The 23,922-nt window shown below is 57.5% G+C and carries 15 protein-coding genes and 1 pseudogene; 2 read left to right on the forward strand and 14 right to left on the reverse strand.

From position 1 onward, the window contains the following. Positions 1–125 precede the first annotated feature (125 nt). From H8B13_RS03500 to H8B13_RS03520, 5 genes are all read right to left on the reverse strand, one after another. Complete coding sequence (locus H8B13_RS03500; protein ID WP_261990211.1) at positions 126–2,210, reverse strand: glycoside hydrolase family 65 protein; 2,085 nt, start codon at positions 2,208–2,210, stop codon at positions 126–128. A 53-nt stretch (positions 2,211–2,263) separates the two neighbouring features. Beyond that, on the reverse strand, positions 2,264–4,030 hold the full coding sequence (locus H8B13_RS03505) for a glycoside hydrolase family 13 protein (protein WP_187309417.1): 1,767 nt from the start codon (positions 4,028–4,030) through the stop codon (positions 2,264–2,266). Positions 4,031–4,138: 108 nt separating this feature from the next. Then, positions 4,139–5,704: a RagB/SusD family nutrient uptake outer membrane protein gene (locus H8B13_RS03510; RefSeq protein ID WP_187309418.1), complete on the reverse strand. Its 1,566-nt coding sequence runs from the start codon at positions 5,702–5,704 to the stop codon at positions 4,139–4,141. 18 nt (positions 5,705–5,722) lie between these two features. Further along, positions 5,723–8,773, reverse strand: coding sequence for a SusC/RagA family TonB-linked outer membrane protein (locus H8B13_RS03515; RefSeq protein WP_187309419.1), 3,051 nt, complete (start codon positions 8,771–8,773; stop codon positions 5,723–5,725). 1,038 nt (positions 8,774–9,811) lie between these two features. Then, entirely contained in the window at positions 9,812–10,117 is a 306-nt protein-coding gene (locus tag H8B13_RS03520) for an NADPH-dependent F420 reductase (protein WP_187309420.1), read from the reverse strand. A 17-nt stretch (positions 10,118–10,134) separates the two neighbouring features. On the opposite strand from H8B13_RS03520, the pseudogene H8B13_RS03525 reads away from it, so the two are divergent. Then, positions 10,135–10,335, forward strand: a pseudogene (locus tag H8B13_RS03525) (TrmH family RNA methyltransferase); the annotation flags it as partial. A 130-nt stretch (positions 10,336–10,465) separates the two neighbouring features. Here H8B13_RS03525 and H8B13_RS03530 read toward each other — a convergent pair. Beyond that, entirely contained in the window at positions 10,466–12,109 is a 1,644-nt protein-coding gene (locus tag H8B13_RS03530; protein WP_187309421.1) for a DUF4394 domain-containing protein, read from the reverse strand. Between the two features lie 350 nt (positions 12,110–12,459). Further along, the gene (locus H8B13_RS03535; protein ID WP_187309422.1) at positions 12,460–13,314 is read right to left on the reverse strand and encodes a universal stress protein; all 855 of its coding nucleotides are present in this window, start codon (positions 13,312–13,314) and stop codon (positions 12,460–12,462) included. Positions 13,315–13,654: 340 nt separating this feature from the next. On the opposite strand from H8B13_RS03535, the gene H8B13_RS03540 reads away from it, so the two are divergent. Further along, positions 13,655–14,656, forward strand: a complete 1,002-nt coding sequence (locus H8B13_RS03540) for a sodium:calcium antiporter (protein WP_187309423.1) — start codon at positions 13,655–13,657, stop codon at positions 14,654–14,656. Here H8B13_RS03540 and H8B13_RS03545 read toward each other — a convergent pair. The 7 genes from H8B13_RS03545 to H8B13_RS03575 form a co-directional block, all read right to left on the reverse strand. Continuing rightward, positions 14,653–17,343 (reverse strand): cation-translocating P-type ATPase, encoded by a 2,691-nt coding sequence (locus H8B13_RS03545; RefSeq protein WP_187309424.1) that lies wholly within the window; start codon positions 17,341–17,343, stop codon positions 14,653–14,655. The two genes, H8B13_RS03540 and H8B13_RS03545, sit on opposite strands and share 4 nt — an antisense overlap. Before the next feature lie 174 nt (positions 17,344–17,517). After that, complete coding sequence (locus H8B13_RS03550; RefSeq protein ID WP_187309425.1) at positions 17,518–18,342, reverse strand: universal stress protein; 825 nt, start codon at positions 18,340–18,342, stop codon at positions 17,518–17,520. Positions 18,343–18,380: 38 nt separating this feature from the next. After that, positions 18,381–19,205, reverse strand: a complete 825-nt coding sequence (locus H8B13_RS03555; protein WP_187309426.1) for a universal stress protein — start codon at positions 19,203–19,205, stop codon at positions 18,381–18,383. 95 nt (positions 19,206–19,300) lie between these two features. Then, entirely contained in the window at positions 19,301–19,741 is a 441-nt protein-coding gene (locus tag H8B13_RS03560; RefSeq protein ID WP_187309427.1) for a hypothetical protein, read from the reverse strand. A gap of 300 nt (positions 19,742–20,041) precedes the next feature. Continuing rightward, positions 20,042–21,547, reverse strand: a complete 1,506-nt coding sequence (locus H8B13_RS03565) for an MBL fold metallo-hydrolase RNA specificity domain-containing protein (protein WP_187309428.1) — start codon at positions 21,545–21,547, stop codon at positions 20,042–20,044. A 354-nt stretch (positions 21,548–21,901) separates the two neighbouring features. Continuing rightward, entirely contained in the window at positions 21,902–22,765 is an 864-nt protein-coding gene (locus H8B13_RS03570; protein ID WP_187309429.1) for a universal stress protein, read from the reverse strand. A gap of 59 nt (positions 22,766–22,824) precedes the next feature. Further along, positions 22,825–23,646, reverse strand: coding sequence for a universal stress protein (locus H8B13_RS03575; protein WP_187309430.1), 822 nt, complete (start codon positions 23,644–23,646; stop codon positions 22,825–22,827). Positions 23,647–23,922 lie beyond the last annotated feature (276 nt).

Genomic DNA, 23,922 nt, shown 5'->3' on the forward strand with positions numbered 1-23,922 from the left:
GTTGTGGACCGACAGCTCAATGTCTAACAAAGTACAGGCCCTCAGTTATCAAATTCTGCTTGTCTGAGCGTGGTACAGGAACTGGCTTGTCAGGCTGGCTGTGGCGTTCGGGCCGTTGAGTGGCCTTAGCGGCCTACAGAGTACGTTTTCCGCTGCACGCCTACGCCCGTAATCTTGACGGCCTGCCAGCCCGTGGGCAAGGTGGTCTTGCTTTGGGTAATGCCGGTGGGCGTAATATTAAGCCCCCCAAACCCCATCAATACGGCCTGCAAAACGCCCCCCGCGCCGGTGGCGAAGTAAGGGTTGGTACCGCCCTTGGTTTCGGCGATGACCCGAAAGGGTGGCAATAGATTAGGCTCGTAGGCGTCTTTGAACCACAGCTTGGCCTTGTCGGCGTCGCCGAGGCGAGCGTAGAGCAACGCGAAAATGCCCTGGGTCATGGCGGGCGTGCCTTCGTTGGGAACGCGGGTTTCGTAGTAAGCCAAATCTTTTCGAATCTGGGCAGGAGCCGTAATCAGGTTCAGCGGGTAAGCCAGCAGGTTCACGTCGCCCTGCTTGATGCCTTCGCCCTTGTAAGTAGCGTGCTCCTGGGTCACGCCGTCCGCCATTTTCAGGATCGGGATATTCTGGGCCACGTGCAGCCAATCAGCGTTGGCTTTGAACCCGAGCAGCTTGGCGGCGGCCGTGGCATTGCGCAGGTTTACTTGGGCGGCACCGTTAGTAAAAGCGTCGTTGTCCACGTTTTCGGCCCATTCGTCGGCGGCCACTACGTTCTTGATATCGTAGCGACCGGGGCCATTGCGCTCTACCCGGCTGGCCCAAAAGTCGGCGGTGGCGGACAGAATCGGCCAGCCTTTCTCGCGCAGCCACTCCTTGTCCTGGGTTACGCAGTAATACTGCCAAGCGGCCAAGGCTACGCAGGCCGAAATATGGTGTTCAAAGGGTCCACTCAGGGCCCAGACTGGGGTTTCCTCCACGCCCGTATCGGCGCTTTCCCACGGGTACATGGCGCCTTTGTAGCCGTGGGCGAAGGCGTTGCGCCGGGCCGCCTCCAGACGCCGGAAACGATACTCGATCAAGGATTTCGCGATTTCCGGATGCATGACCGCCAGCACCGGAAACATCCATACATCGGTATCCCAGAAGACGTGGCCATTATAGCCCAGCCCCGACAAGCCCATGGGCGAGGGCGACAAATCGGTGCCGGCCCGCGAAAAGCTATACAGGTGGTAGAGCATGCTGCGCACGTCCTGCTGGGCCTGTGGGTCGCCATCAATCTGGATGTCACTCTGCCAGAGCTCGTTCCAGGCTTTAGTGTGGAAGTCCAGCAGCCGAGCTTTGCCTTCGAGGCGGGCAAAGATGGTCAGGCGCTCGGCCTCATTCAGCGGGTCGGCGTGGTGGGCGGAGGTGATAGACGAGCCGGCTACGGCGTAGGTGTAGGTTTGCCCGGCTGGCAGCTTTTTGCTGAATTTCATCAGGTGCATGTTGTTGTCCCACATCTCGTGGATCACCCGGGGCTCCTGCCCGTGCGCCTCATTAAACAAAAAGCTGTTGGAAGCGCAGAGTTGCAGCTTGCCCGTGGGGCTTTGGGCCGAGGAAGTAAGCAGGCTGAGCGTGACGTGGGGCCGGTCAATCTCGTTGTAGTAGTTCTGGGCATCGCGCAGCGCATCCGGGGTTTCCATCACGCTGGCCGCCGTCAGGGCGAGGTCTTTTTTGGCGACGATACTTACATCTAGCAGTACGGTAAAGGGCAAGTGGCGCAGGGCGTAGTAGGTGTAGCTGATGGTGGCTTTGTCCTGGTAGTCGAAGGTGGTGGTGAGGGCGGCGCGGCGCATGTCCAGTTCCTGACGAAAGTTGCTCGCATCCTGGGGCCCCAGCCGCCGGCCGTCCACTTCCAGGTACATATTCAGCAGGTTGAAGCTGTTCAAGAAGTTGCTCACCCGCCCCCGACCGTACTGGTCGTAGGCCCCGGCCAGCACCACATTTTTAACCTGAAACGGCGCCGGCGACGACACGATGCCAATCATACCGTTGGCCACCGTTACACCGTAGTACTTACTGGGGTCAATTTTATCAGCGGCAATGCGCCACGGATCGGGCTGGGCCAGTGTGGGGGGTAAAAAAAATAGGCAAAGCAGCACGACCATACTCCAGGCAGCTGAGGACCTGCGGGGGGCAATATTTGGTTTCTGGGGGGCTTTTTTTAACATTAGGGAAGGGGCAAGAGGGGGGCGGGAAATGAATTGCCTAAGTAAACCAACGCTTAGCGCAGGGGCAGCACGAGGGCCTGCCAGGGCAGTAGCGCCAGGGTAGCGGCTGGCGCGAAGGTAGGGTAGTTGTTGAGCCAGGGCTGGCCACCCAATTTTATAGTATCGGGCAGCGTCCAGTTGCGCTGGTCAGAGGAGAAGTTGAGCAACACCAGTACCCGTTCCTGATTCAGGGTCCGGGTGTAGGCGTAGATGTGCGGATTAGCCGCATCGAGCAACTGGTAGCGGCCGTACACCAGCACCTTGTGCTGGCGGCGCATAGCCGTGGCCCGGCGGAAATAGTTGAGCACCGAGTTCGGATCTTTTTCCTGGGCCGCCACATTCACCTGCCGGTAGTTGGGGTTGACTTGCAGCCAAGGTCGGCCGGTCGTGAAGCCCGCGTTCGGGGAGGCGTCCCACTGGAAGGGCGTGCGGCAGTTGTCGCGGGCCGTGCGCTTGGCCGTGGCCAAAAAGGCCCCCAGGTCGCCGCCCCGGTTTTTTACCTGCTGATAACCGTTCAGGGTAGCCACGTCGCGGTAGTCCTCAATGCGGTCAAAGCGGATGTTGGTCATGCCCAGCTCGTCGCCGTTATAGCAATAGGGCGTGCCTCGCATGGTAAGAATAAAGGTATTGAGCAGCTTAGCCGAGGCCGCCCGAAACGCGGGCCGGTCGTCGCCGAACTTGCTGACCATGCGCGGCACGTCGTGGTTGGCCAGGAAAATGGAGAGCCAGCCTTTCAGAGCAAACGCGCTGTCCCAGCGGGTGTACACCTGCTTGAAATCAGTGAGCTTGTAGCCTTCCGGCCCGTTGCCGATGTCCATTCCCTCGAAGTGGTAGGCCATGTTCAGCTCCCGGCGGGCGGGGTCAACGAACTTCATAGCCGCGGTAGGCGAGTCACCCGCGCCCTCGGCCACGGTCATTACGGGGTACTTGCTGAGCACCTCGCGATTCATTTCCTGAAGGTAGGCGTGCAGGTTGGGGCCGCTGCTGTAGTACTTCACAATCTGCTTTTCATAGCCGGGCGGAAATGCTGGAAAGGTCGTGTCTTTAGCTACGTACTGAAAGGCGTCCATGCGAAAGCCGTCGATGCCCTTGTCCAGCCAGAAGCGCATAATGTCGTACACCTCCTGGCGCAGCTTGGAGTTTTCCCAGTTCAGGTCGGGCTGCTTGCGCGAAAAGTAGTGCAGGTAGTAGGCGTTGGTGAGCGAGTCGTACTTCCAGGCGTCGCTGTTCACATCAAAAAAGCTGTAGCGCGGCGTGGGCTTCCCCTTCTCGGCGGGCCACCAGTGGTAGTAGTCGCGGTAAGGACTCTGGCGCGAGCTACGAGACTGTTTGAACCACTCATGCTCGTCGCTGCTGTGATTTACCACCAAGTCCATCACCAGTTTCAGGCCGCGCTGGTGCAAGCCTTTAAGCAGCGCGTCGAAGTCCTGCATCGTGCCAAACTCGGGCTGAATCCGGCGGTAGTCGGAGATGTCGTAGCCGTTATCGTCGTTGGGCGAGGCGTAAATCGGGTTCAGCCAGACCGTCTCCACGCCCAGACTTTTGAGGTAATCAAGTCGGGAGATGATGCCCCGCAAATCGCCCACGCCGTCGCCGTTGCTATCCTGAAAGCTGCGCGGATAAATCTGATACACCACCGTTTCCTTCCACCAGGTTTCCTGCTGGTTTTGAGACTTCGGTTGGGAGGCTGGGGGGCTTTTTACCCGGCTCTCCTGGGCTTGGTTACAGCCCACAAAGGTTAGCAGCAGCACGACGAACAGCGTTGTCGATAGGCTTCTCATAAGCACTGGGGTGGGAAAATAATGGGGTGGGAAGAAGACAGACACAACTCGGCCGCTGGCTGCTGCCGTTCAGCAGTAACCAACGGCCGGTTTGTGTGCTACCAAAGGCTAGTACCCTGGGTTCTGCGTGATGTTACGGTTCACATCTACCTGGGTCTGCGGCACGGGATAGATCAGGTATTTCGGGTCGCTCTGGGGCTTGTCTTTGCGCGCCAGCAGAAACTTGCCAAACCGAATCATATCCTGCCGCCGCCACGACTCGCTGTACAGTTCCCGGCCCCGCTCAGCGAGCAGCCCGTCGAGGTTAAGCGAAGTAAGAGCACTGGCTCCGCGCGAAGGGTGAGTGCGTACCGAGTTAACGATGGCTAGCGCCGTACCCCCAAATCCCCCGGCGCTGGTAGGCGTGCCGCCCCGCAGGATGGCTTCGGCCTTCATCAGCAGCACGTCGGCTAGGCGGAAGGTTACATGGTCGTTTTCAGCTCCGTTGCCCCCTTTTGCCTCGCTTGGATAATCCACGGGATATTTAATGGGCCGGATGCCCTTCGCTTCGAGGTCAGCGCCAGTTTCGAAAAGGTTGATATCCTTGGTGAAAGCCAGCGGCGCTCCGCCCCGAGTAGTAAGGGGAGCATCGGTAGCCAAATTGTACTGCTGACCAATTAGGAAGCCCACGTTGATCCGCCGACCGGGGTTGGCGGGCCCGCCTGCTATGTCGTAGGCCACGCCGCGGCGCTTGTCGGTCGCCTCAAACAGGTCGTAGAGCTCCGCTGGGGCTGCCGGACCGTTGTAGCCGTCCACAGGCCGCATGTTGTAGTGCGACACGAACTTCCATAAGTCGCGCACGGGACCGCTATTGCCGAAGGTATTAGCCTGAGTGAAGATATTCTCCCGGCCAATAGCCCCGTTGTTGGGCGCGAAGTTGTCGAAGTAGTTGGGCGTAAACGAGTACTTGCCGGTGTTGATGATCTCGTCGGCCAGCCTAATTACCTGATTCATATCGGCCGCCGCGAAGGTTGGGGACTGCCTATTGGCGTACACGCCCTTGTTAAGGTAGCACTTCATCAGCAGCACCTTGGTCGCGTCCTTGGTAGCGCGACTAACGGGGGCATCGGGCAGGTTGGCTTGAATAGCGTTCAGCTCGCTTACGATGTAGTCGAGCGCCTCAGTGCCCTTGCGCACCCGCGCCAGTTCGCTCAGGTTCTCACCGGGCTCCCGATAAAGCACTTGATCGTAAAGGTCGAGCACCAGAAACATCGCCCAGGCCCGCAGAAAACGGGACTCAGCTTCCTGCTGTGGAGAAGGGGAGAAGCGCAGCAAGTCAGTGGAGGCGTAGATGATGCCATTGAGCTGGGTGTATGTTTCGCGTACCCGCTCATTATTGGCATCCCAAGTATGGTTGTAGAGGGCGCGCCACTTACCATTGTCGTCCCAGTCTGGCCCGCGGGTGGGCATGATGCGGGAATCGGTGGACACTTCCTGAAGGGCAAACACACTTACGTGGCCCTGAATGGGTTCGCGCTGGGCATTATACACGCCCTGAAGCAGGGAGGTAAGCTCACCGCGCCGAACCTGGCTTTCGGTAAGCTGACCTTCCAGCGTTTCGTCAATTTCACAACTAGTAGCCGCCTGTAATAAGGCCAGAACGGCAGCCGCACAGGCAATCTTAGAATATCTCATGGTGGGAAAAAGCAGAGGTTACAGATTGAAATTAACGCCGAACGTGAAGGTGCGGGCGCTGGGATAGGGTAGGTAATCGATTCCAACCGAAGGCACTTGGTTGGCTCCGCGCTTCACCGTGTTTACTTCCGGATCAAACCCATCGTAGTCGGTAAGCACGAACAGATTCTGACCCGTGACATACACCCGAGCACCCTTCATGAATGTGCTCACGTCGCCGATGGCATAGGAAAGCGTCAGGTTAGACATTTTTAGAAAATCTCCCTTTTCCAAGTAGCGCGTAGTGGCCGCCGACGGGTTGCCAGTTGCTTCTTTAATCGGGTTCTCAAACGTGGAGAGGGCAATATTTTTGCCGGCCCCAATCTGGCCCACGTTGCCCACTGCGTTGACCGTGTTATTGTAAACGTACTGGCCGAATACCCCCGTCATGTTCGCAATTAGGGAGAGTTTGCCGTAGCGGGCGTTGGCGCTCAGACCCAGCAGCGTGCGCGGGTTAGGGCTGCCCGAATAAGCTATTGCCCCGAACTCATTCGACAGGCCATTTTCGTTGAGGCCGTTGTACTGAGGCAGGAAGAAGGCGTTGATAGGGTAGCCGTTGGTAATGAGCTGCGACAATGCCCCCGACAGGCCTTGACCATTAATGGCTCCGGTCGGAATGGCGGCCCCCACCAAGTCCGATACTTCGTTGCGAATGAAGGTAGCGTTGACGTTGAGGCCTACTTCTACCTGCTCGTTAGTAACCAGTGTGGTTCCCAAGGCCATCTCTACGCCTTTGTTTACAATCTTAGCGTCGAGGTTGTCCCAGCGAATGGCCGCGACGGAGGGCCGGGGCTCGCCGGGGGTAGTCGGGAACAGAATGTCGGTGGTGGTTTTATTGAAGTAATCCGCCGAGAAGGTGAGGCGGTTGTTGAAGGCTCCAATATCAATGCCCACATTAAACTGAGCGTCAGCCTGCCACTTCAAATCGTCATTCGCGTCATTGAGCGGTGACTGGGCGCCGTTATTGTCGAGGGTGTAGCGAAACTGAGCCGCGCCGGCCGGAAACTCCTGGTTGCCGGTGAGGCCATAGCCGGCCCGCAGCTTGAGTTGGGTAAGCCGGTCAGCTGGGAAGAAAGCTTCCTGGCTCAGATCCCAGGCCGCGGCAAACGAAGGAAAGTAACCCACCCGATTGTTCGGGCCAAACTTGGTGCTCTCATCCCGGCGCAGCGTACCAGTCAGTACGTAGCGGTCTTTATAGCTGAAGACGGCTCGGCCAAACACCGATTGCAGCTCCGACGATGGGTCGAAGAATGATGACACCTGGCGGTTGCCGGCGGCCGAATACTGAATGTAGTTGGTGTAATCGAGGCCAAAATTGCCGAAGCCGCCTTCATCCCGATTACCAAACGCATTCACGTTGGAGCCCGAATTACTAAACTTCGTGTACTCATAGCCCAGCACTGCGTTCAGATTCAGGTCAGTAGCTATTGGTCGGTTGAAATTCAGGGTGTGAACGATCTGCTGTGTTACAAGCTCGTTGTTGCTGATGGCGGCAAAGCCCTGCCCTTCAATGCCGGGATAGTTTATCAAACGCTGATCAATAGAGGTGCGCCGCTCGCCGCTATTGTAGTTTACGCTCAGCAACATCCGGTACTCGAGCCAGTCGGTAAACTTGTATGAAGGCGCGATGCTAGCCAAGATAGTGTTTACCCGCGAGTCGTCGTTGTAAAGCTCCTGGGCTGCCAGGGGGTTCACCACGTCGCCAGCCTGAATAAAGAGCGAACCGTCTTGGTTGCGCAGGGGCTGGGTGGGGTTCCACTGCAACGCCTGCCCGATAAGGCTACCCCGGAAGCCGGCGTCAGTGGTAATGTTGGCCAACTGTTCTTGGAACTGGCTGGTCGCGATGTTTACGTCGACGCCCAGCTTCTTGCTTTCTAGAAATTGCAGATTGGTGGAGAGGTTGGCGCTGTACTTCTTAAAGCCGGTTTTGCGCACGATGCCATCCTGGTCGAGGTAGCCCAGCGAGATGCGGTAGCGGCCGGTTTCCCCACCGCCGCTCATAGCCACGTTATAATTTTGTAAGTAGCCGGTGCGCAGAATCTCCTCCAGCGCGTCCACGTCGCCGCCCTTGTCGTTGCTGGCCGGTGCTCCGTAGTAAGTTAAGGCCTCCCGATACTGGCCGGCGTCGAGGAACTCGGGCCGGCGCAGCAGCGTCGAGAAGCCTGTAGATGCTCCCACGCTGAGGATGGGGGCGCCCGTGCGGCCTTTTTTAGTGGTAATAAGTACTACCCCGTAGGCGGCCCTTGAGCCGTAAATAGCCGTAGCCGAGGCATCTTTGAGCACGGTGAAGGTCTCGATGTCGTCGGGGTTCAGAAAGTTAAGCGGATTGCTGTCGGCTCCGCTTCCAACGTCAGCGGAAGCCACCAGACCGGGCCGGGCCGTGCGACCATCAAGCGGCACGCCGTCTATCACGTACAGGGGCTGGCCAGTACCAGTCACGGCGGAGTTGCCCCGAATGCGGATAGTGGACGGCCCGCCGGGCTGCCCGCTGTTATTGCTCACCTGCACCCCCGACACGCGGCCCTGAAGCAGTTGGTCCGGAGAGGTGAAGGTACCTTTGTTAAATTCTTTCTCGCCAATGACCGCCACTGCGCCGGTCAGATCTTGTTTTCGCGTTGTGCCGTAGCCCGTTACGACTACCTCGTTCAGCTTCTGGGTATCCTCCCGCATGGCAACCTGCACCGTCGATTTGCCTGCAATATCAACCTGTTGGGAGGTATAGCCAATAGACGAGAAGGAAAGCGTCGTCGTACCCTCGGGCACGGTCAGTTGAAAGGTGCCGTCCGCGCCGGTGCTGGTTCCCGTGGTAGTTCCCGGAATGATAACCGTTACGCCCGGCAGGCCAGCGGATTGCGCGTCAACCACTTTGCCGGAAACGGACCGAGTCGCTTGCGCCTGACTCAGGAGGGGAAAGAGCAGGAGCAGGAAGCCTACTATCAGCACCTGCAGTCCGGTCGGCCGTTTGCCGCGAGCCGGAACGAATTCCGCTGGCTCCTTCACGGTGTACTGTTTGTACAAGTTGTTGTTCATAAGTAAAAAAGTGAAATGGTGGGAATTTTTACTGGACCGGGTGCTGAAAAGAGGCTGCATCAACCGCGACGAAACCCGGGGAAAGAGCTCGGTAACATAATGCTGGCCATGCTGCCCAGGGCTCATCAAAAGGCAACTGGGTGTCACGCTAGCAGCCTGAAGCAACCCCAAGGCGGTACTTGGGTCGAACGGGGTGCTACCCGAAAAAAGGTGTCAGTGCCCCCGGGCCGGTCGGCGGGAGAGTAGTGGCGTCAGACCCGTAAACGGGCATGCTAGGAAGAAGCGAAGGGAAAGAGTTTGTCATGTGGGGGGCTTTTTTAGGGATACAAAGAGCAGCTAGTCGGTGGGGGAGGAAGCGAAAGCGTCAGTAGTCATAGTGTGAGCCTGGGCAGGGGCGCTGGAAAAGTTACGCACGATGTTTCCGTCAACCAAACAATGGGCTTGGTAAAGCGTAGGCGAAAAATAGGAAGCAAGGACCCTTTCTCCGCTCCGAAAAAGTGCCGGGTCGCGTACCGGGAACCCATGGTGGTACCTATGCTCGTGCCCAACAGGTAGGCTATCCGGACTTGAGCGAAGGGCCCGTTAAGGATGCAAAGGAAACTTAAGACGCCAGCCCCGCCCGCGCTCAGGGCTAGGTCGATGCAAAGCCGGGATGAAAGGAATTGCCCTCCGAGCATAAGGGCGCTAGTCAGCAGCACAACAAGCCAGAGCAAAACATGCATGTAGAACGTTTTTTTCATATGCCTGAATTGATAAACATAATTTTACTAACAGCTGGCTATGCTGCCTAATGCAGCGACCATTAAGTATATGATTTTCTTTTGTATATATCTTCTTATTGTATTATAATGTTTTGGAATAGTTCATAACCTTGTGCTCCATGCACGGCAGAGAACGGGTAAAGCGGGACAGAACAGGGGCTTTCCTTATTACCCCCTGACTACTTCTGCTTCGTAAAGGCCCGCAAAAAGCCCCCCGACAAGGATTGGGGCGAATAGGTTGGTTTCCTGGGCTTGACGACGGGTTTTCGGCCCGGACTTAGACATAAACAAACTGGATAGCGTGGTCCCAGGTGTTGTATTTCAGTCCGTAGCGTACCCACAGCAGTACCAGCGGCCCGGCCATGCGGGCTTCGGCAATGCCGCCCAAATCAGTGACACGGCGCCAGCCCAGTTCGAGCAGCAGCTGGGTGGTTTGGTCCTTTGCCCCGGCATTGTTGCCGCACACAAACATGTCGGGCTCCCCACCTTTAAAGGGCGGGTTAATCATCTGATGCACGCTGACCATGTTCAGGGTTTTTACCACGTGCGCCTGCGGCAGGGCCCGCTGCACCTGCTCGCCCAAGGAGAGTCGGCGCTCACCTCGAAGGCGACAATGTGCATCGCCTCACGTTGCGCCCGGCGGGCGTGCTCATCATGGGCAGCGAGTCGCACGGCCCGCGGCCGGAGGTGCTCGCGTGCCTCACCCAGCGGCTCTATATTCCGGGTGCTGGCGGCGCCGAAAGCTTAAACGTGGCTATATCGGCGGCGATTTTGCTGGATAACTTTCATCGGGAGCTGTAGAGAGTAACAGCTGCTACTTTTTAGATAGGCTCAAAGTTTTTGGCTGGCTCTTATAGACTTTGATTCATTTGAATGAAGAAGCCCTGGCGCATTGCGCCAGGGCTTCTTCATTCAAATGAATGCGAGGAAATTAGAAACCTAAGCCCAGGCTAAAGCCGAATACTTGATACTCTCCTCGGTCTGATAAGCTAATAAAGTCTATTTCCCCAATGGCCGTGGCGGCACCCGTCGCCAGATTAATCGTGTAAAGCTGGGTCGGGCCCGGCCGAGTAGCAGTCTGAGTAGCTGGATTAAATACACCTCGGGGAGTAGAGACAAAGTAAGCCGTGTTGCTAATGCCGCCGATGTCCAAATGAATGTCGTCACCTACGTTAACGCCGAGGCTGCCAATTTCGATTATGTTGCCTGTGTTGGGCTGATTAACTTGGTAGAGTTTGTCGGTATTATAGTCAACCACATACAACTTGGTTGTACTCGCGCCAGCATAGTTATTATCATATGCAGCGGCTTGAATAAAGGTGGAGCCTGGATTTAGCGTCACGTCTTGAATGACGGCCGCGCTGACCGGATTGATACGATAATTTTCTCCCCCCCCGGCCACAATGTGGCGCATAACATCCGTGACGGGATCGAAGTCGAATCCGGCAACGACACCTGGTACAAAAGTGGTGAAGGCGTTCATTAACGTGGCTGCCCCGGTAGTCAGATTTATGGTGTAAATCCCCCCCATCCCGCCCACAGCATAAAGCTGGGACGTGGCGGGCCGGAAATCGATGCCTCGAAACAGTTCGTTACGTAAGCCGGTAATAGGCTTGCTTGTAAAGCCCGCGGCGGGATTAGTTGGGTTGAACGTGACTAGATCCGTGACGCAACCCCTAGCGCGGGAGCATGAAACAACAGCAGCATACGCTACGGGCTGGGTAGGGATGGCAATTGCCGAGTAACCTGAGTTGGTATTATACTGGGCTAACGGCCGCGCAGTCCCCGTTGAGAGGTCCACCGAGAAAAGTGTCGGATTGCCACTTACGGAATACAGGCCTAAGGCGGTACCAGTCTTAGCATCAATATCAAAGCCGCCATCGCCGGTGACATTGAGGCTGAGCGCTCCTACTGGAACCAAAGTGCCATTATTGGGTGGGTTGATTACATATAGTTGCTTGTCAACTGTGTTAATCGCATACAAAACAGTGGTTGTCGCGCCAGCTGTATTGTTGGTGTATGCTGCTCCCGTCAATAGTGCGCTTCCTGGTGCTCCAGTAAGAGGGCCATCGGTCGCCGCTACGGTGCCCGTTTCGGGGTTCAGACGCAGGTTCTGCCCGGTGGAAGTTACCAGCCGTATCCGATCCACGGTCGGGTTAAAGTCGAAGCCAACTAATTCCCCCATTATAGTAGGCATGAAAGCTCCACTGCCCATGGCACGAGCTACGCCGGTGTTCTGGTTGATCACATACAGGCGGCTGCTACTGCCGACCCCATAGAGCTGCCCCGTAGCCGGGCGGAAGTCCATTGCAAGGATACGCTCGCCACTCTGAAGGCCGGTAATAGCCACTGAACTTGTTCTTGTGGATGGATCCTTCGTCGAATAACCATCGAGCCGGGTACCGTCCGTCAAAGCGTAGAAGGGAATGTCGAGCCCCAGATTGGGGAAAGTAGGAATAGCAGGCGGTGGAGTAGGCTTAGGGAAGTACTGCTCCAGAATGTCTTCGCAGCTCGTAAGCGAGGATAATAAAAGGGCAGCCACGCCCCATTTGGCGAGGGAAGAGGTTTTTAGCATAAACGCAAGAGGATAGGATGGAATAAAGAATTAATTGAATTCGTATGATTCCCCCTTACGCAGTCTTTGTGTATTTAGATACTGGTATTTTACAGATTTTTGCCAGTCGAATATTTCAGATTAATGAAATGATACACAGTTCATAATCGAGCTTAAGCTGCTAGCTATTCAGTACTTACAGCAGCAGCAACCAACTGCTGGTCAGAACCTTCAAACTGGCGCAAGGTTAAAAAAGCCCCCCCGGTAGGTTCTGCGGAAGCTACTGCCCATTGGTGCGCGCAGATACAGCTACGCGACTGAGTGCGCAACGGATCATCTTGCCTTAGCAAAGTGGCCGCGCGTCGGGCGCCTTAGCCATCGATGGCCGGCACTACCAGCACGGGCACCGGGCTGCGCATCAGCAGCTGATTGGTGATGCTACGGTGAAAAAAGCCCCCCAGCACACTGCGCCGCCGGGCCAGCAAAATAAGACAGTCGGCATTCGTGGAAGCTAGCGCTTCCAGTATGCCTAAATCGGGGTGAATAGCATAATAGCCTTCCACCGATAGGCGGGGCCCGTCGGTGGGCAGCAGGCCGCTGTTGCCCACATAGTGTAGCGCCGAGGCACAGGCCATGTCATTTTGCATAGCGGCTACCGTGATAACCGTTGTGCGTGGGGGCCGCAGCTTGTGCAGAATATGGGGTGCCAGCGCATGAGGTGGCAGCGCAAAGGCCTCGGCATCAGCGGCAATTGCCACGTGCTGCGGAGCGGCAGGCCCCGTGTAGGATTGGGGCACCAACAGCAGCGGCAGCTCCACATTGCGAAGTACATCCAGCGTTGCGGCTCCCAAATCGAAGTCGGCGCGCTCCGCATGGGGGCGACCCAGTACAAACAGCGCCGGATGGTAGCGCTGGGCCAAGTCGTTGATGACAGTGGGAAAAAGATCGGTGGCTAACTCGATAGTGGTCGGCGACCCCAGTCCGGCAGCCATTTCCTGCAACGCTTGCTCCAAGTATACGGTGGATTGCTGTTCTGCCAGAGCTTTGCTGGTTTTCCGCAGCAGGCCCCGATGATTGGAGTGCAGCAGCACCAGCCGGGCCCCGAGAGGCGCGGCCAGCTCGGCCGCAAACTGCACCGCCCGCCTGCCTTCAGGGAAAAAGCTCGTCAGCACAATGAAGGTGATAGTAGTGCTGTCAGGTGCCGTCGCCTCGGGGAGAGTGTGCATGATGAGAAGCTGTTAGCCGTGTCGGAGGCCGTATCTTGGGAGAAGTGGGCCTTCAGTGCGGAGCGTGAAGCATAAATATACCCGCCACCTGCCATGCGGTGTCTAGTATTAAGTATAAGCAAAGCTGACCATAAATAGAGAGGTGGTGCCATGATCCCACTCAGGCAGTGAGATGAGGTAAGTCATGGCAGATTTCTGTGGTCACAGCGATGTTTACGGACCGGGATGGCCGGCTGGCGCCGACATGCTCTTGGGGGGCTTTTTGGGGAGGCTGAAGCCCTGAGAAGCCGGAAATAATCCTGATTTGCTTCTGTTCCTTTTTTCTTCAATAGCTGCCCACATGCTGAATCTGGCCACTGATATTCTGGGTTTTCTGGTTTGCACCGGCATCATTGTCATAAGCGGTACGAAGCTGTCCAAATATGGCGATCAGCTGGCTGCCCTTACAGGTATCAGTCGGGCGTGGCTGGGCCTAGTGTTGCTGGCATCGGTTACGTCGTTGCCGGAACTGCTCACCAGCATTAGCGCGGTAGCCATCGTTGGTGCGCCCGACCTGGCCATGGGCAACATTCTGGGCAGCTGCGCCTTCAATATTCTGATTCTGGCCTGGGTATATTTAATTGCCCCTCAGCAGGCGCTGAGGTTGCCGGTGAGTGCGGAGCACACACTTTCCGCCTCCCTGGGCGTACTGATGCTGAGCGTGGTAGGAGTGGGCTTTCTGGCCCCGGAAGCCTTCGGAACCCTGGGCTGGATGGGTGGGTACAGCGTGGTGCTGGCGCTTCTGTATTTCTTGTCGATGTACAGCATTTTTCGATACGGCAACACCACCCCACCCGCATCGGAAGCAGGCCCCGCCGTATTTAAAGCCGACAACAGGCTGCAACCGGTGGTACTTCAACTGCTTTTGCACGCTGGATTGGTGGTGCTCGGCGCGCTGGCGCTCCCTTATTTCAGTGAGCATCTGGCCGTGGCCAGCGGTTTGGGCGAAAGCTTCTTCGGGTCGTTTTTTCTGGCCATTACCACTTCCCTGCCCGAAATTGTCGTGTCGCTGGCGGCTGTACGCCTGGGCAGCATCGATATGGCGCTGGGTAACTTATTTGGCAGCAACTTATTCAATCTATTTGTGCTGAGCCTGAGTGATATGGCCTTTCTGCGTGGCCCAATTATCGCGCACGTGAACACCAGCCATCTGCTCACGGTGATGGGGGGCATTATCCTGACGGCTCTCGGCATTATGAGTTTGTTGCCGCGCCCTGGTCAGGTTCTGCGGTTGTCACCCGCGGCCCTCAGTATCGTGCTCGTCTATGGCTTACTGACCCTGCTGCTTTACCACAATCGCTAATGTTCGCGGGCAGGTTGGCTGGGCAATTTCCCCGCATTTTTTCCCCTATGTAGCAGCCATCCAAGTAGTTGGCCCAGTATCAGTACCAGCACGGCCGGGGCCAGAATCAGTATAAGCAGGGCGGCATTTAGGGGCTGAATGCCCAGCAGGTTTCGCAGCAGCGGCAGGAAGTAAGTCAGCAGCAGCAGACCTGTACAGAGGGCCAGGGCCAGCCATACGTAGCGGTTGCGCAACACGTCGTTGTGTCTCAATGGCGTACCGATACCGGCCATATTGAACACGTGTAGCAGCTGCGCCCCGGCCAGGCCATAAAACAGAAGATTGTTGCCCACTTCTTCTGATACCCCATAGTACTGACGGGCAATGAAATAGCTTCCCAACAAAACCACGGTCATCATAGCCGCATAGGCAACAGCTAGGCGCCAGTCGCCGGGGCGCATGATGGGCGCTTGCGGATCGCGCGGCGGATGCTGCATTACTCGCGAGCTACCTTTGCCCACGCCCAGCGCTAGGGCCGGAAATACGTCGGTGAGAAGGTTTAAAAATAGGATTTGCAGAGGCAGTAGGCCCAAGCCGGCCCCCAGCAAGCCGGCCGCCGTTACCACCAGGATTTCGCTCAGATTGCAGGAAACCAGATACAGCACAAACCGCCGTATGTTAGTGAAAATGATTCGCCCCTGCTCCACTGCTGCCACAATGGACGCGAAAGAATCATCACGTAAAACAAGGGCGGCCGCCTCACTGGCTACCTGCGTGCCCCGCAGGCCCATGGCCACGCCGATATCCGCTTTTTTAAGCGCCGGAGCGTCATTTACGCCGTCGCCGGTCATGGCTACAATGTGCCCGTGCTGCTGATACAGGCTGATCAGATCCAGCTTTTGCGCGGGGCTTACGCGGGCAAATACGGCGGTGTGCGCCAGTCGGCCTCCCTCACCATCGGGGTCCGAAAATAAGCTGGGTAGCTCCGCGCCGGTAATAGCAATAGCTTCCTTGTCGGTAGTCAGGCCCACCTGATGGGCAACGGTGAGAGCGGTGGCCGGGTGGTCGCCGGTTACCATAATTACCCGGATACCCGCTTGTTGGCAGGATGCCAGCGCCGGAATAACTTCCGGGCGGGGCGGGTCCAGAAAGGCTACTATTCCTAGCCACACCAGCTCATTGGTCCAGTCGGATTGGTGCTCGTCGGGCAACAGGCGGTAAGCGAAGGCCAGCGTCCGCAGTCCACTTCCGGCCAGTTCTTCAGCGTGGAGCAGGTATTGAGCCCGCTGTTCCGCGCTCAGAGGCTGAGGGCCGTTGGGGGGCATTTCTAAGTAGGTACAGCTGCGCAATACTTCTTCAGCAGCCCCTTTTACGGCCACCCACACCTGCCCATCAGGGTGCTCATGCACCGTGGCCATCAGGCGGGTATCGGAGTTGAAGGGCTGCTCCGCTAAGCGGTTGGCGGTGGCCTGCGCGCCGGGTATATCGAAGCGGCTGGTGTGGGCAAGCGTCAGCAGGGCCACTTCCAGCGGGTCGCCGAGGGCCATGTCCGGATTGGTGTGCGAGTAAGTGGCATTATTGCAAAGCGCAGCCACACGCAGCAGCTTCTGAAATGTGTCGCTGCTGAGCAGTGCCGGTTCAATCTCGGTGGCTTCGGGCTTCACTTCCACGCGGCCTTCAGGCAGCCAGATGGTGTGCACGGCCATCTGATTTTGGGTGAGCGTGCCGGTTTTGTCCGTGAAAATGACGTCGGTGCCGCCGAGCGTTTCGACAGCGGCCAGCCGCTTCACCAGCACTTTGCGCTCGGCCAAGCGCAGCATTCCATAGGCGAGCGCCAGCGTAGCCACAATGGACATGCCTTCCGGAATAGCCGCCACGGCCAGCACAATGGCCGTTTTGAACAGCACGTAAGCCGATTTTCCTTCCAGCAGCCCCCCCACTACAAACAGCGTAGCCAGCCCAAAAGTGATAAAAACCAGCTGGCGGGCCAGCTTATTAAGCTTGTCCTCCAGCGGCGTGGCGGTGTGCTGGGCCTCCTGCACCAGCTGGGCGATGGTGCCCAGCTGCGTTTTGCCCCCCACACCAGTTACAAAGGCCCGGCCAGTGCCATTGACCACGGCGGTGCCCTTGAACAAGTGGTTGGTCTGGTCGGAGAGGTGCGCCGCCGGGTCGGTGGGGTCCAACTGCTTGCTGACCGGCATCGATTCGCCAGTGAGGGCCGACTCGTTGACTTGCAGTTGCTGGGAGTCGAAAAGCTGGGCGTCGGCGGCTACTACCTCGCCGGCCTCTACCAGCAGCACATCGCCCATCGTAATGTCATCAGCCGGAATGGCGCGCACCTGCCCATCGCGCAGCACCCGGGCACTAGTCGCGCCCATGTGGCGCAGAGCTATCATAGAAGATTGGGCATTCCATTCCAGCCAGAAGCCAATCAGGGCGTTGATGAGAATAACGGCCAGGATGGCGTAGCCTTCGGCAAAGTCCTGAAATGCAAAGGAAAAGACAGCCGCGCCACCCAACACGGCCACAATCATACTTTTAAACTGGCGCAGCAGCACACGCGCCCAGCTTTCCTGTACGGCCGTTTCTACGGTGTTGGGGCCATAAATACTCAACCGCCGCCGGGCTTCCGCCTCTGTGAGGCCGGTAGCCGGCGACGGGGCGGAGTCAGGAAGGGGCGGAGCGGTGTTAATGGTAGCTTGCTGCATAGAGTAGAGCGTAAGCGACGAGCACAGTGGAACCCCCTGGTCCGAAGCGTACTCCAATCTAGCTAAAAAGCAGCTTTTGAGAACTGTCGTTCGAGCTTTAACGGATAGCAGTTGACTCTAGAAATTGCCCTGTCAATCACACCGTTATAATGCTGGTTGGCGCGAAACCACCGGCTAGTTTACGGGCAACACCAGCACCGGCACCGGGCTGCGGGCAATGACGTGGGCTGTGACGCTGTGGTGAAAAAGCCCCCCAAGGTAGTTGCGCGACCGCGACAGCACCACCACTAAGTCAGGGCTGACTTGCGTGATGGCTTCGAGCACGCCCACCGCCGGATCGGAGTGGAGAAAGCCGCGTAAGTCCACCGATCGAACGCCCTTTGTCAGGCCGCTTCCCTGCACGTGCATCAGGGCTCGGGCGCAGCCGGCATCGTCTTCCAGCGCAGTTACGTGCACGACTGTTACCTCGGCTTTTATGTTTTGGAGCAGCTCGATGACGGCACCGGCGTTGGCGAGCACAAAGTTTTCCTGATCTACGGCTACCATCACGCGGCGGGGCTGGGCGGCGGCCGGGGTAGCATCGGGCACGACCAGCACCGGAAACTGCGCCGCCCGCAGCAGGTCGAGGGTGGTGGCGCTCAACTGCTCAGGCGAGGCGTGATCGGCCGCCGGTAAGCCTACCACGAACAGGCCTGACTGATAGCGGGTCACCAGATCCTGCGCTACTTCTGGCAGCAGATCGGTGGCCAGCTCCACGGTAGCCGGGGTGTGCAGCTGCGTGGCCAACCGATCCAGCAAAGTCGCCGTATCGGCATCCCGGTCAAGCTCCTGACGCCGCCAGCCTTCCCCGGCGAACATATAGAGGTCGTACAGGGAAGAGCGGTTTACGTGCAGCAGTACCAGTCGGCCGCCCTGGGCACAAGCCAATGCATCGGCATAGTGCAGGGCCCGCAGGGCGGCCGGGTAAAAATTGGTGAGCACAATCAGGGAAATGCCCATGGCAGTACCGGTTGTTAAGGGCGTGAATGCGGAGTGGGCTAGTCCATAGCCGGAATCAGCAGAACCGGAATAGGGCTTTCGCCGATAATCTGGGCCGTAACGCTGCGATGAAACAGGCCGCCGAGCAGACTATGACGCCGCGCAATCACGACCAGCAGATCGGCCTCCAGCTCGGCCGCGCTCTGCAAAATTCCCTCCGCCGGGCTGGTGTGATACACGATGCGAACAGGGTCGGTTTCTTTCACCGATAACAGGCCACTTTTTCGTACACTATGAATGGCTTCGTGTCCGGCGGCCGCACCGGGGTCCTTATTATCCGATACGTGTACGATGGTGAGCGTGGCCTGCAACGATAGCAAGAGGTGCTGCAGGATATCCTGGTTTTCATACAGCATAAAATCCTCACCATCAACGGCTAACAGCAAGCGGCGCGGTGGGAAAGTGTCCCAGCCCACGGTGGGCACCGTGAGCAGCGGGTGGGGCACATGGCGCAGCAAGTCCATGGCCGCATTGACGATGCCTTCGGCCGGCATAACCGCTGTGCCCGGCCGCCCCAGCACCAGCAGCTGCGGGTGATGGTGGCGCACGGCCTCCGTCACGGCATCGGGCAGGTAGCCTTCCGATATTTCCACTTGCGTAGGCACGGGTTGGCTGCTGGCCAGCTTCGTCAGCGCCTCAAGTGTTTCGCGCTCGTTGTGGTGAGCTCCACGGTTGGTGTATTCCTCGGGCGAGAGTAGCCCGTCGTGGCGCACGTGCAGCAGCACCAACTGTGATTGCAAGGGCAACGCCAAACCAGCGGCGTAGGAAAGAGCGCGGTTGGAAACGGCGAAAAAATCGGTCAGAACAACAATGGGAGATGTCATGGTGGCGTGCTGATAGACGTGACAGACAGGTTTAAAAACAGCTTAAAATAACTCTGGGGGGCTTTTTTGGGACAAATACGCGACGTGCGGCGAACCTAGGCGGCCGCCAGTTCTTTCGTCGTGTTGTTGTCATGCGTTATATAGCCATCCCGATAGCAATGCTGTTGAGCCAGCTGCCAGTGCGCGAGCATGGTGGCCAGATTGAGCACGTGGCCCTGGGCAGCGGTGGCTTCGGGCCCCTCAAAATTCCGGTCGAAAGTATTTTTTAGCAGCCGGCACCAGCGCTCATACAGCGGGCCGGTGTAAGGAAGCACATGGGTGGCTCGAAGCGGCCGGCCCTGATAACATTCACCCGCCAGCGCCGAGTCCCACCACGCCTGCTGCTCCTGTTGGGCCGCGGTGCGGCTGTAGGCATTCATGGGGTTGCCAAAAACCGAGCTTAGCACTTCATCGTTGGCCAGGCGATCCATAAATTGGCTGACGAGCTGCTGGCGCCGGGCAGGCGTGTCCAAGTCGGGGAGGGAGTGCATATCCATAGTGCAAGTGCTGAAAAGCAAGCCGTTAGCCCGCCGTGGAAGAATCGTGCGAAACCTGCCGCTGGTGCCAGACGATGCCGGTCAGCGTGAGGAAGAGGAGCCAGAACCAAAAAGCGGGTGTGATCATAGCGCTGAATTTAGGCAGTGAATACTTCGCTGTTAGAGGCGATTACCAGGGTAAAAGTCGGGGTTAGGTAGGCTACATGGAATGGCGTTCGTCACCTGAAGCCTTGATTTTAATCATGCTAAATTTTATTGGAAAAAGCATATTTTAGTACGAGTTCAATCTGCACACAGCGCTTAAATCCCGGTGAACAGCTTGGCCGATTCCCGGTATTCGGGTACAATTACCGAGGGCCACTTCAACTCGTGGCGCATGGCCTGAGCCAGGGTGTCGGCCGCTACGGGCTCGCCGTGAACCACGAAAGCGCGCTTGGGGGGCTTTTTAAAATTGCGCAGCCAGCGCAGCAGCTCCGAGCGGTCGGCGTGGGCCGAGAAGCCGTCGAGCTCGGCTACGTGGCAGTGCACGGGCACCCATTGCCCAAACATCTTGATCTGCGGAGCGCCGTCTTGCAGGTCGCGGCCCCGGGTTCCTTCGGCCTGGTAGCCCACCAGCAAAAGCGTGTCCTGAGGCCGGGGCAGCCGATGATACAGGTGGTGAATAATGCGCCCGCCCGTGAGCATCCCGCTGGACGAGATGATGATGGCCGGACCCGTAAGCTGATTCAGGGCTTTCGACTGCTGCTGCTCGCTCACAAACGTCAGGTTCTCGAAATTAAACGGGTTGTTCTCGCCCAGCCGGTGCGCCCCGGCATGGTGCTGAAAAAGCGACGTGACGCGGATGCCCATGGGGCTGTCGACGTAGATGGGCACCGCGGGCACGCGGCCTTCCTGCCGGAGTTTTTTGAGGTAGTAAAGCAGGGTTTGGGTGCGGCCCACGGCAAAAGCCGCAATGAGCAGCACGCCGCCGCGCCCCAGCGCCTCATTCACCAGCCGGGCCAGCTCCTGCTCGGGGTCCTGAATGCGGGTGTCCCGGTCGCCGTACGTCGATTCTACCAGCAGTACATCGGCCGTTTCAATGGGCGTTGGGTCGAATAATACGGGGTTGTCGTAGCGTCCTATGTCTCCGGAAAAAACCAGCTTTTTAGATTGCTGTAGCCCTTTTACTGTCATCTCGGCAATAGCGGAGCCCAGAATATGACCCGCGTCGCGGAACACTACCTGCACCTGATCGGTCACCTCCACGGGCAAATCGTAGGGCACCGAACGCAGGAGAGTAAGCACTTGCCGGGCGTCGGCGATGGTGTACAGCGGCACGGCGGGGTGGTGCTTGGAGTAGCCTTTGGCGTTGGCGTACAAGGCCTCTTCTTCCTGAAGTTTGGCGGAGTCGAGCAGCATTATCTCAAGCAGATCGGCGGTGGCATCGGTGCAGAAAATTGCCCCCCGGAACCCATCACGCACCAGCCTGGGCAGGTAACCGCTATGATCGATGTGCGCGTGCGTAAGCACCACGGCCTCCAGATCGGGAACGGGCAGCGGCAGCGGCTCCCAGTTCCGCAGACGCAGCTCTTTCAGCCCCTGAAACAGCCCACAATCTATCATCAGCTGCCGCCGCTTGGGTCCTTTATCCAGGGTTAGCAGGTATTTGGAGCCCGTAACGCAATGCGCAGCGCCCAGAAAAGTAAGGCTTACATCGAGCAGCGAATCCTCAAAGGGAATCCATGGCTCCACAATCGACTCAGCGGAGGGCGCTTCCGGCGTATCCGGGCGGGCTACCTGCGCCTTTCCACTGGAAGCAGACGGCATCAGCCAGGGTTCAAAAGAGGGAAGCGGACGAATGGGACGTACCTGGCGCATGGCATCTGAAAAAAAGAGTGGCTGCGAATTGGTGAGTAGAGGAGATAAGATTCTCCTGACAACATCGCTTTTACAATATATTGAAGGTTGAAACCAGAGTCTATGATCTAAATCATCTACTCAGGAAATCATTGTCATATACTTCCCGCTACTGAATAAGTAACGTCTTCCAGATCAGACTACCACAAAAAAAGCCCCCCAGACACATGGCTGGGGGGCTTTTTTTAGATAGTGCGTGTCTTGATAAGGAAGTCAGGTAAGCGGCCAAACCCGGCCGGACTTAAAGTCTGCGAGCCAACATTTTCAGGTCAGGCGCGCCATCCAGCTTGGTGTATTTGGGCCTTGTGCGGGGAGCAGCAATACCGGTATCCGGCTCTGTCGCAGCACCTGGGCCGTGACGCTGCGGTGAAATAACTTCCCTAGAAAGCTATGCGGCCGGACTATTAGCACCAGCAAATCGGCCTGGATATCTGTCACGGCCTGCATAATGCCTTCGGCGGGCGGAATTTTTACTTCCTCATACAGTTCCGGTTCCGTATTTGGCGGAAGCAGATGGCTCAGGCGCACATTTGCCAGGGCCCGCTGGCCCGGAAATGCCTGCTGCTCGTTCGAAGTTTCGGCGTGTAATACGATATACGTTGCCTGCCACGACGCCAGCAGCGGCGCCAGGGCCTGACTGGCTGGGTTCGGCGTAAATGGGTTAGCATCTACTGCCAAGGCTATGCGCCGCGGAACGCGGGGCGTGGGGGCAGCTTCCGGAATTACCAGCACGGGCCAATGCGTGTCGCGCAGCACGGGCAGCGCCTTATTTTGCCACAGCTGGTCCAGCAGGCTATTATCGGTGTTCATACCCATCACCAGCAGGAGCGGGTGGTAGCGTTCCACGGCCTCCGTTACCATCTCTACCTCCGCCCGGGTGGAGGCCAACACCTGCGTGGAAGCTGGCAGTTGCCGCGTCATATTCTGCAAGGCGGCGGCCATCTCGGCCTGACTGCGGTAGATTTTCGTGGCGGTCATGCTCACCAGCTCGGGGTCGGGAGCCACCTCGCGGTAATGATGCAGCAGCAGCAAGCGCGCCTGAAGTGGCTCGCTCAGCACAGCGGCATACTGGACGGCATATTCCGACGTCGCCGTCAGGTTAGCTAACACAACGATAGACGGGCTCATATCAGGTATATACGGCAGTAAGCGACAAGGAGCCGAAATCAGAAACGGGATTGACTGTCTTAATCTTTAGCGGGCAAAATCAGCAGCGGAATCGGGCTTTCCTCAATCAGCTGAGCGGTGATGCTGGAATGAAACAAACCGCCTAACAGACTGTGACGCCGCGCTACTACCACCAGCAGATCGGCTCTTTGCTGGTTGGCCTCCTGCAAAATGCCCTTCGCAATAGAAGGATGATAGCGCTCATGCACTTTAATTTCAGGTAAAAAAGGCAGTAGGTCGGTATCCTGCATAGTGCGCCGAATAGTCGCATTATCCGGTCTCATGTGGTCGTCGTCGGTTACGTGCACCACATCCAGCGTGCCTTGAAAAGCGAGCAGCAGCCGACGCATCACATCCTGATTCTCAAACAAGTGAAAAGGCTCCCCATCGACGGCCATGACTATGCGGCGCGGTGGCATCGTATCCACCCCAATCTCCGGCACAATTAGCAGGGGATAGGGTGCGTGGCGCTGCAAATCCATGGCGGTGCTGGTCACAATTTCCTGCGGCAGAGAGGCCGGAGCCGGCCGGCCCAACACCAACAGAAGGGGATGATGGCGCTTCACCATTTCCTGCACCGCATCGGGCAGAAAATCATCGGAGATAGCTACCTCCGTAGGCACCGGCTGCTTGGCGGCCAACTGCTGGAGTTTGTGGGTGGTTTGCTGCTCCGCCTTCCGAGTATGACGGTTGCGGTACTCATCTGGCGAAAGCGGCTCATCCTGACGCAGGTGAAGAAGCACCAAATGCGCCTCCAGAGGCATTGCTAGCCCCGCCGCATACGTGAGTGCCCGATTTGAGAGGTCAAAAAAATCGGTTAAAACAACGAGTGAAGTATTCATGACGGGCAGATAGTAAGAAGGATTAGCACAGCGAATCTGGGGGGCATTTTGTCAACGCTACGTAGCGCTAGCGATTAGGCCGAAGTTTTATGACTGCCGCGCAGGTAAGAGCTCGTCAGGGCCAGGACTGTAAGGAGAAAAATGGGCAGGATGAGAATGAAAGCGTTCATGATGGTAGCGAAAGTGGGGCGCAGTAAGCTGGCCCCGGGTGGGAAAAACTATACTATAAACTTCCACTTTTAGAAAGCATAAAGCCATGATGTAGATTAACTTAAT

It is taken from the genome of Hymenobacter sp. BT188, assembly GCF_014333585.1.
GTDB lineage: Bacteria > Bacteroidota > Bacteroidia > Cytophagales > Hymenobacteraceae > Hymenobacter.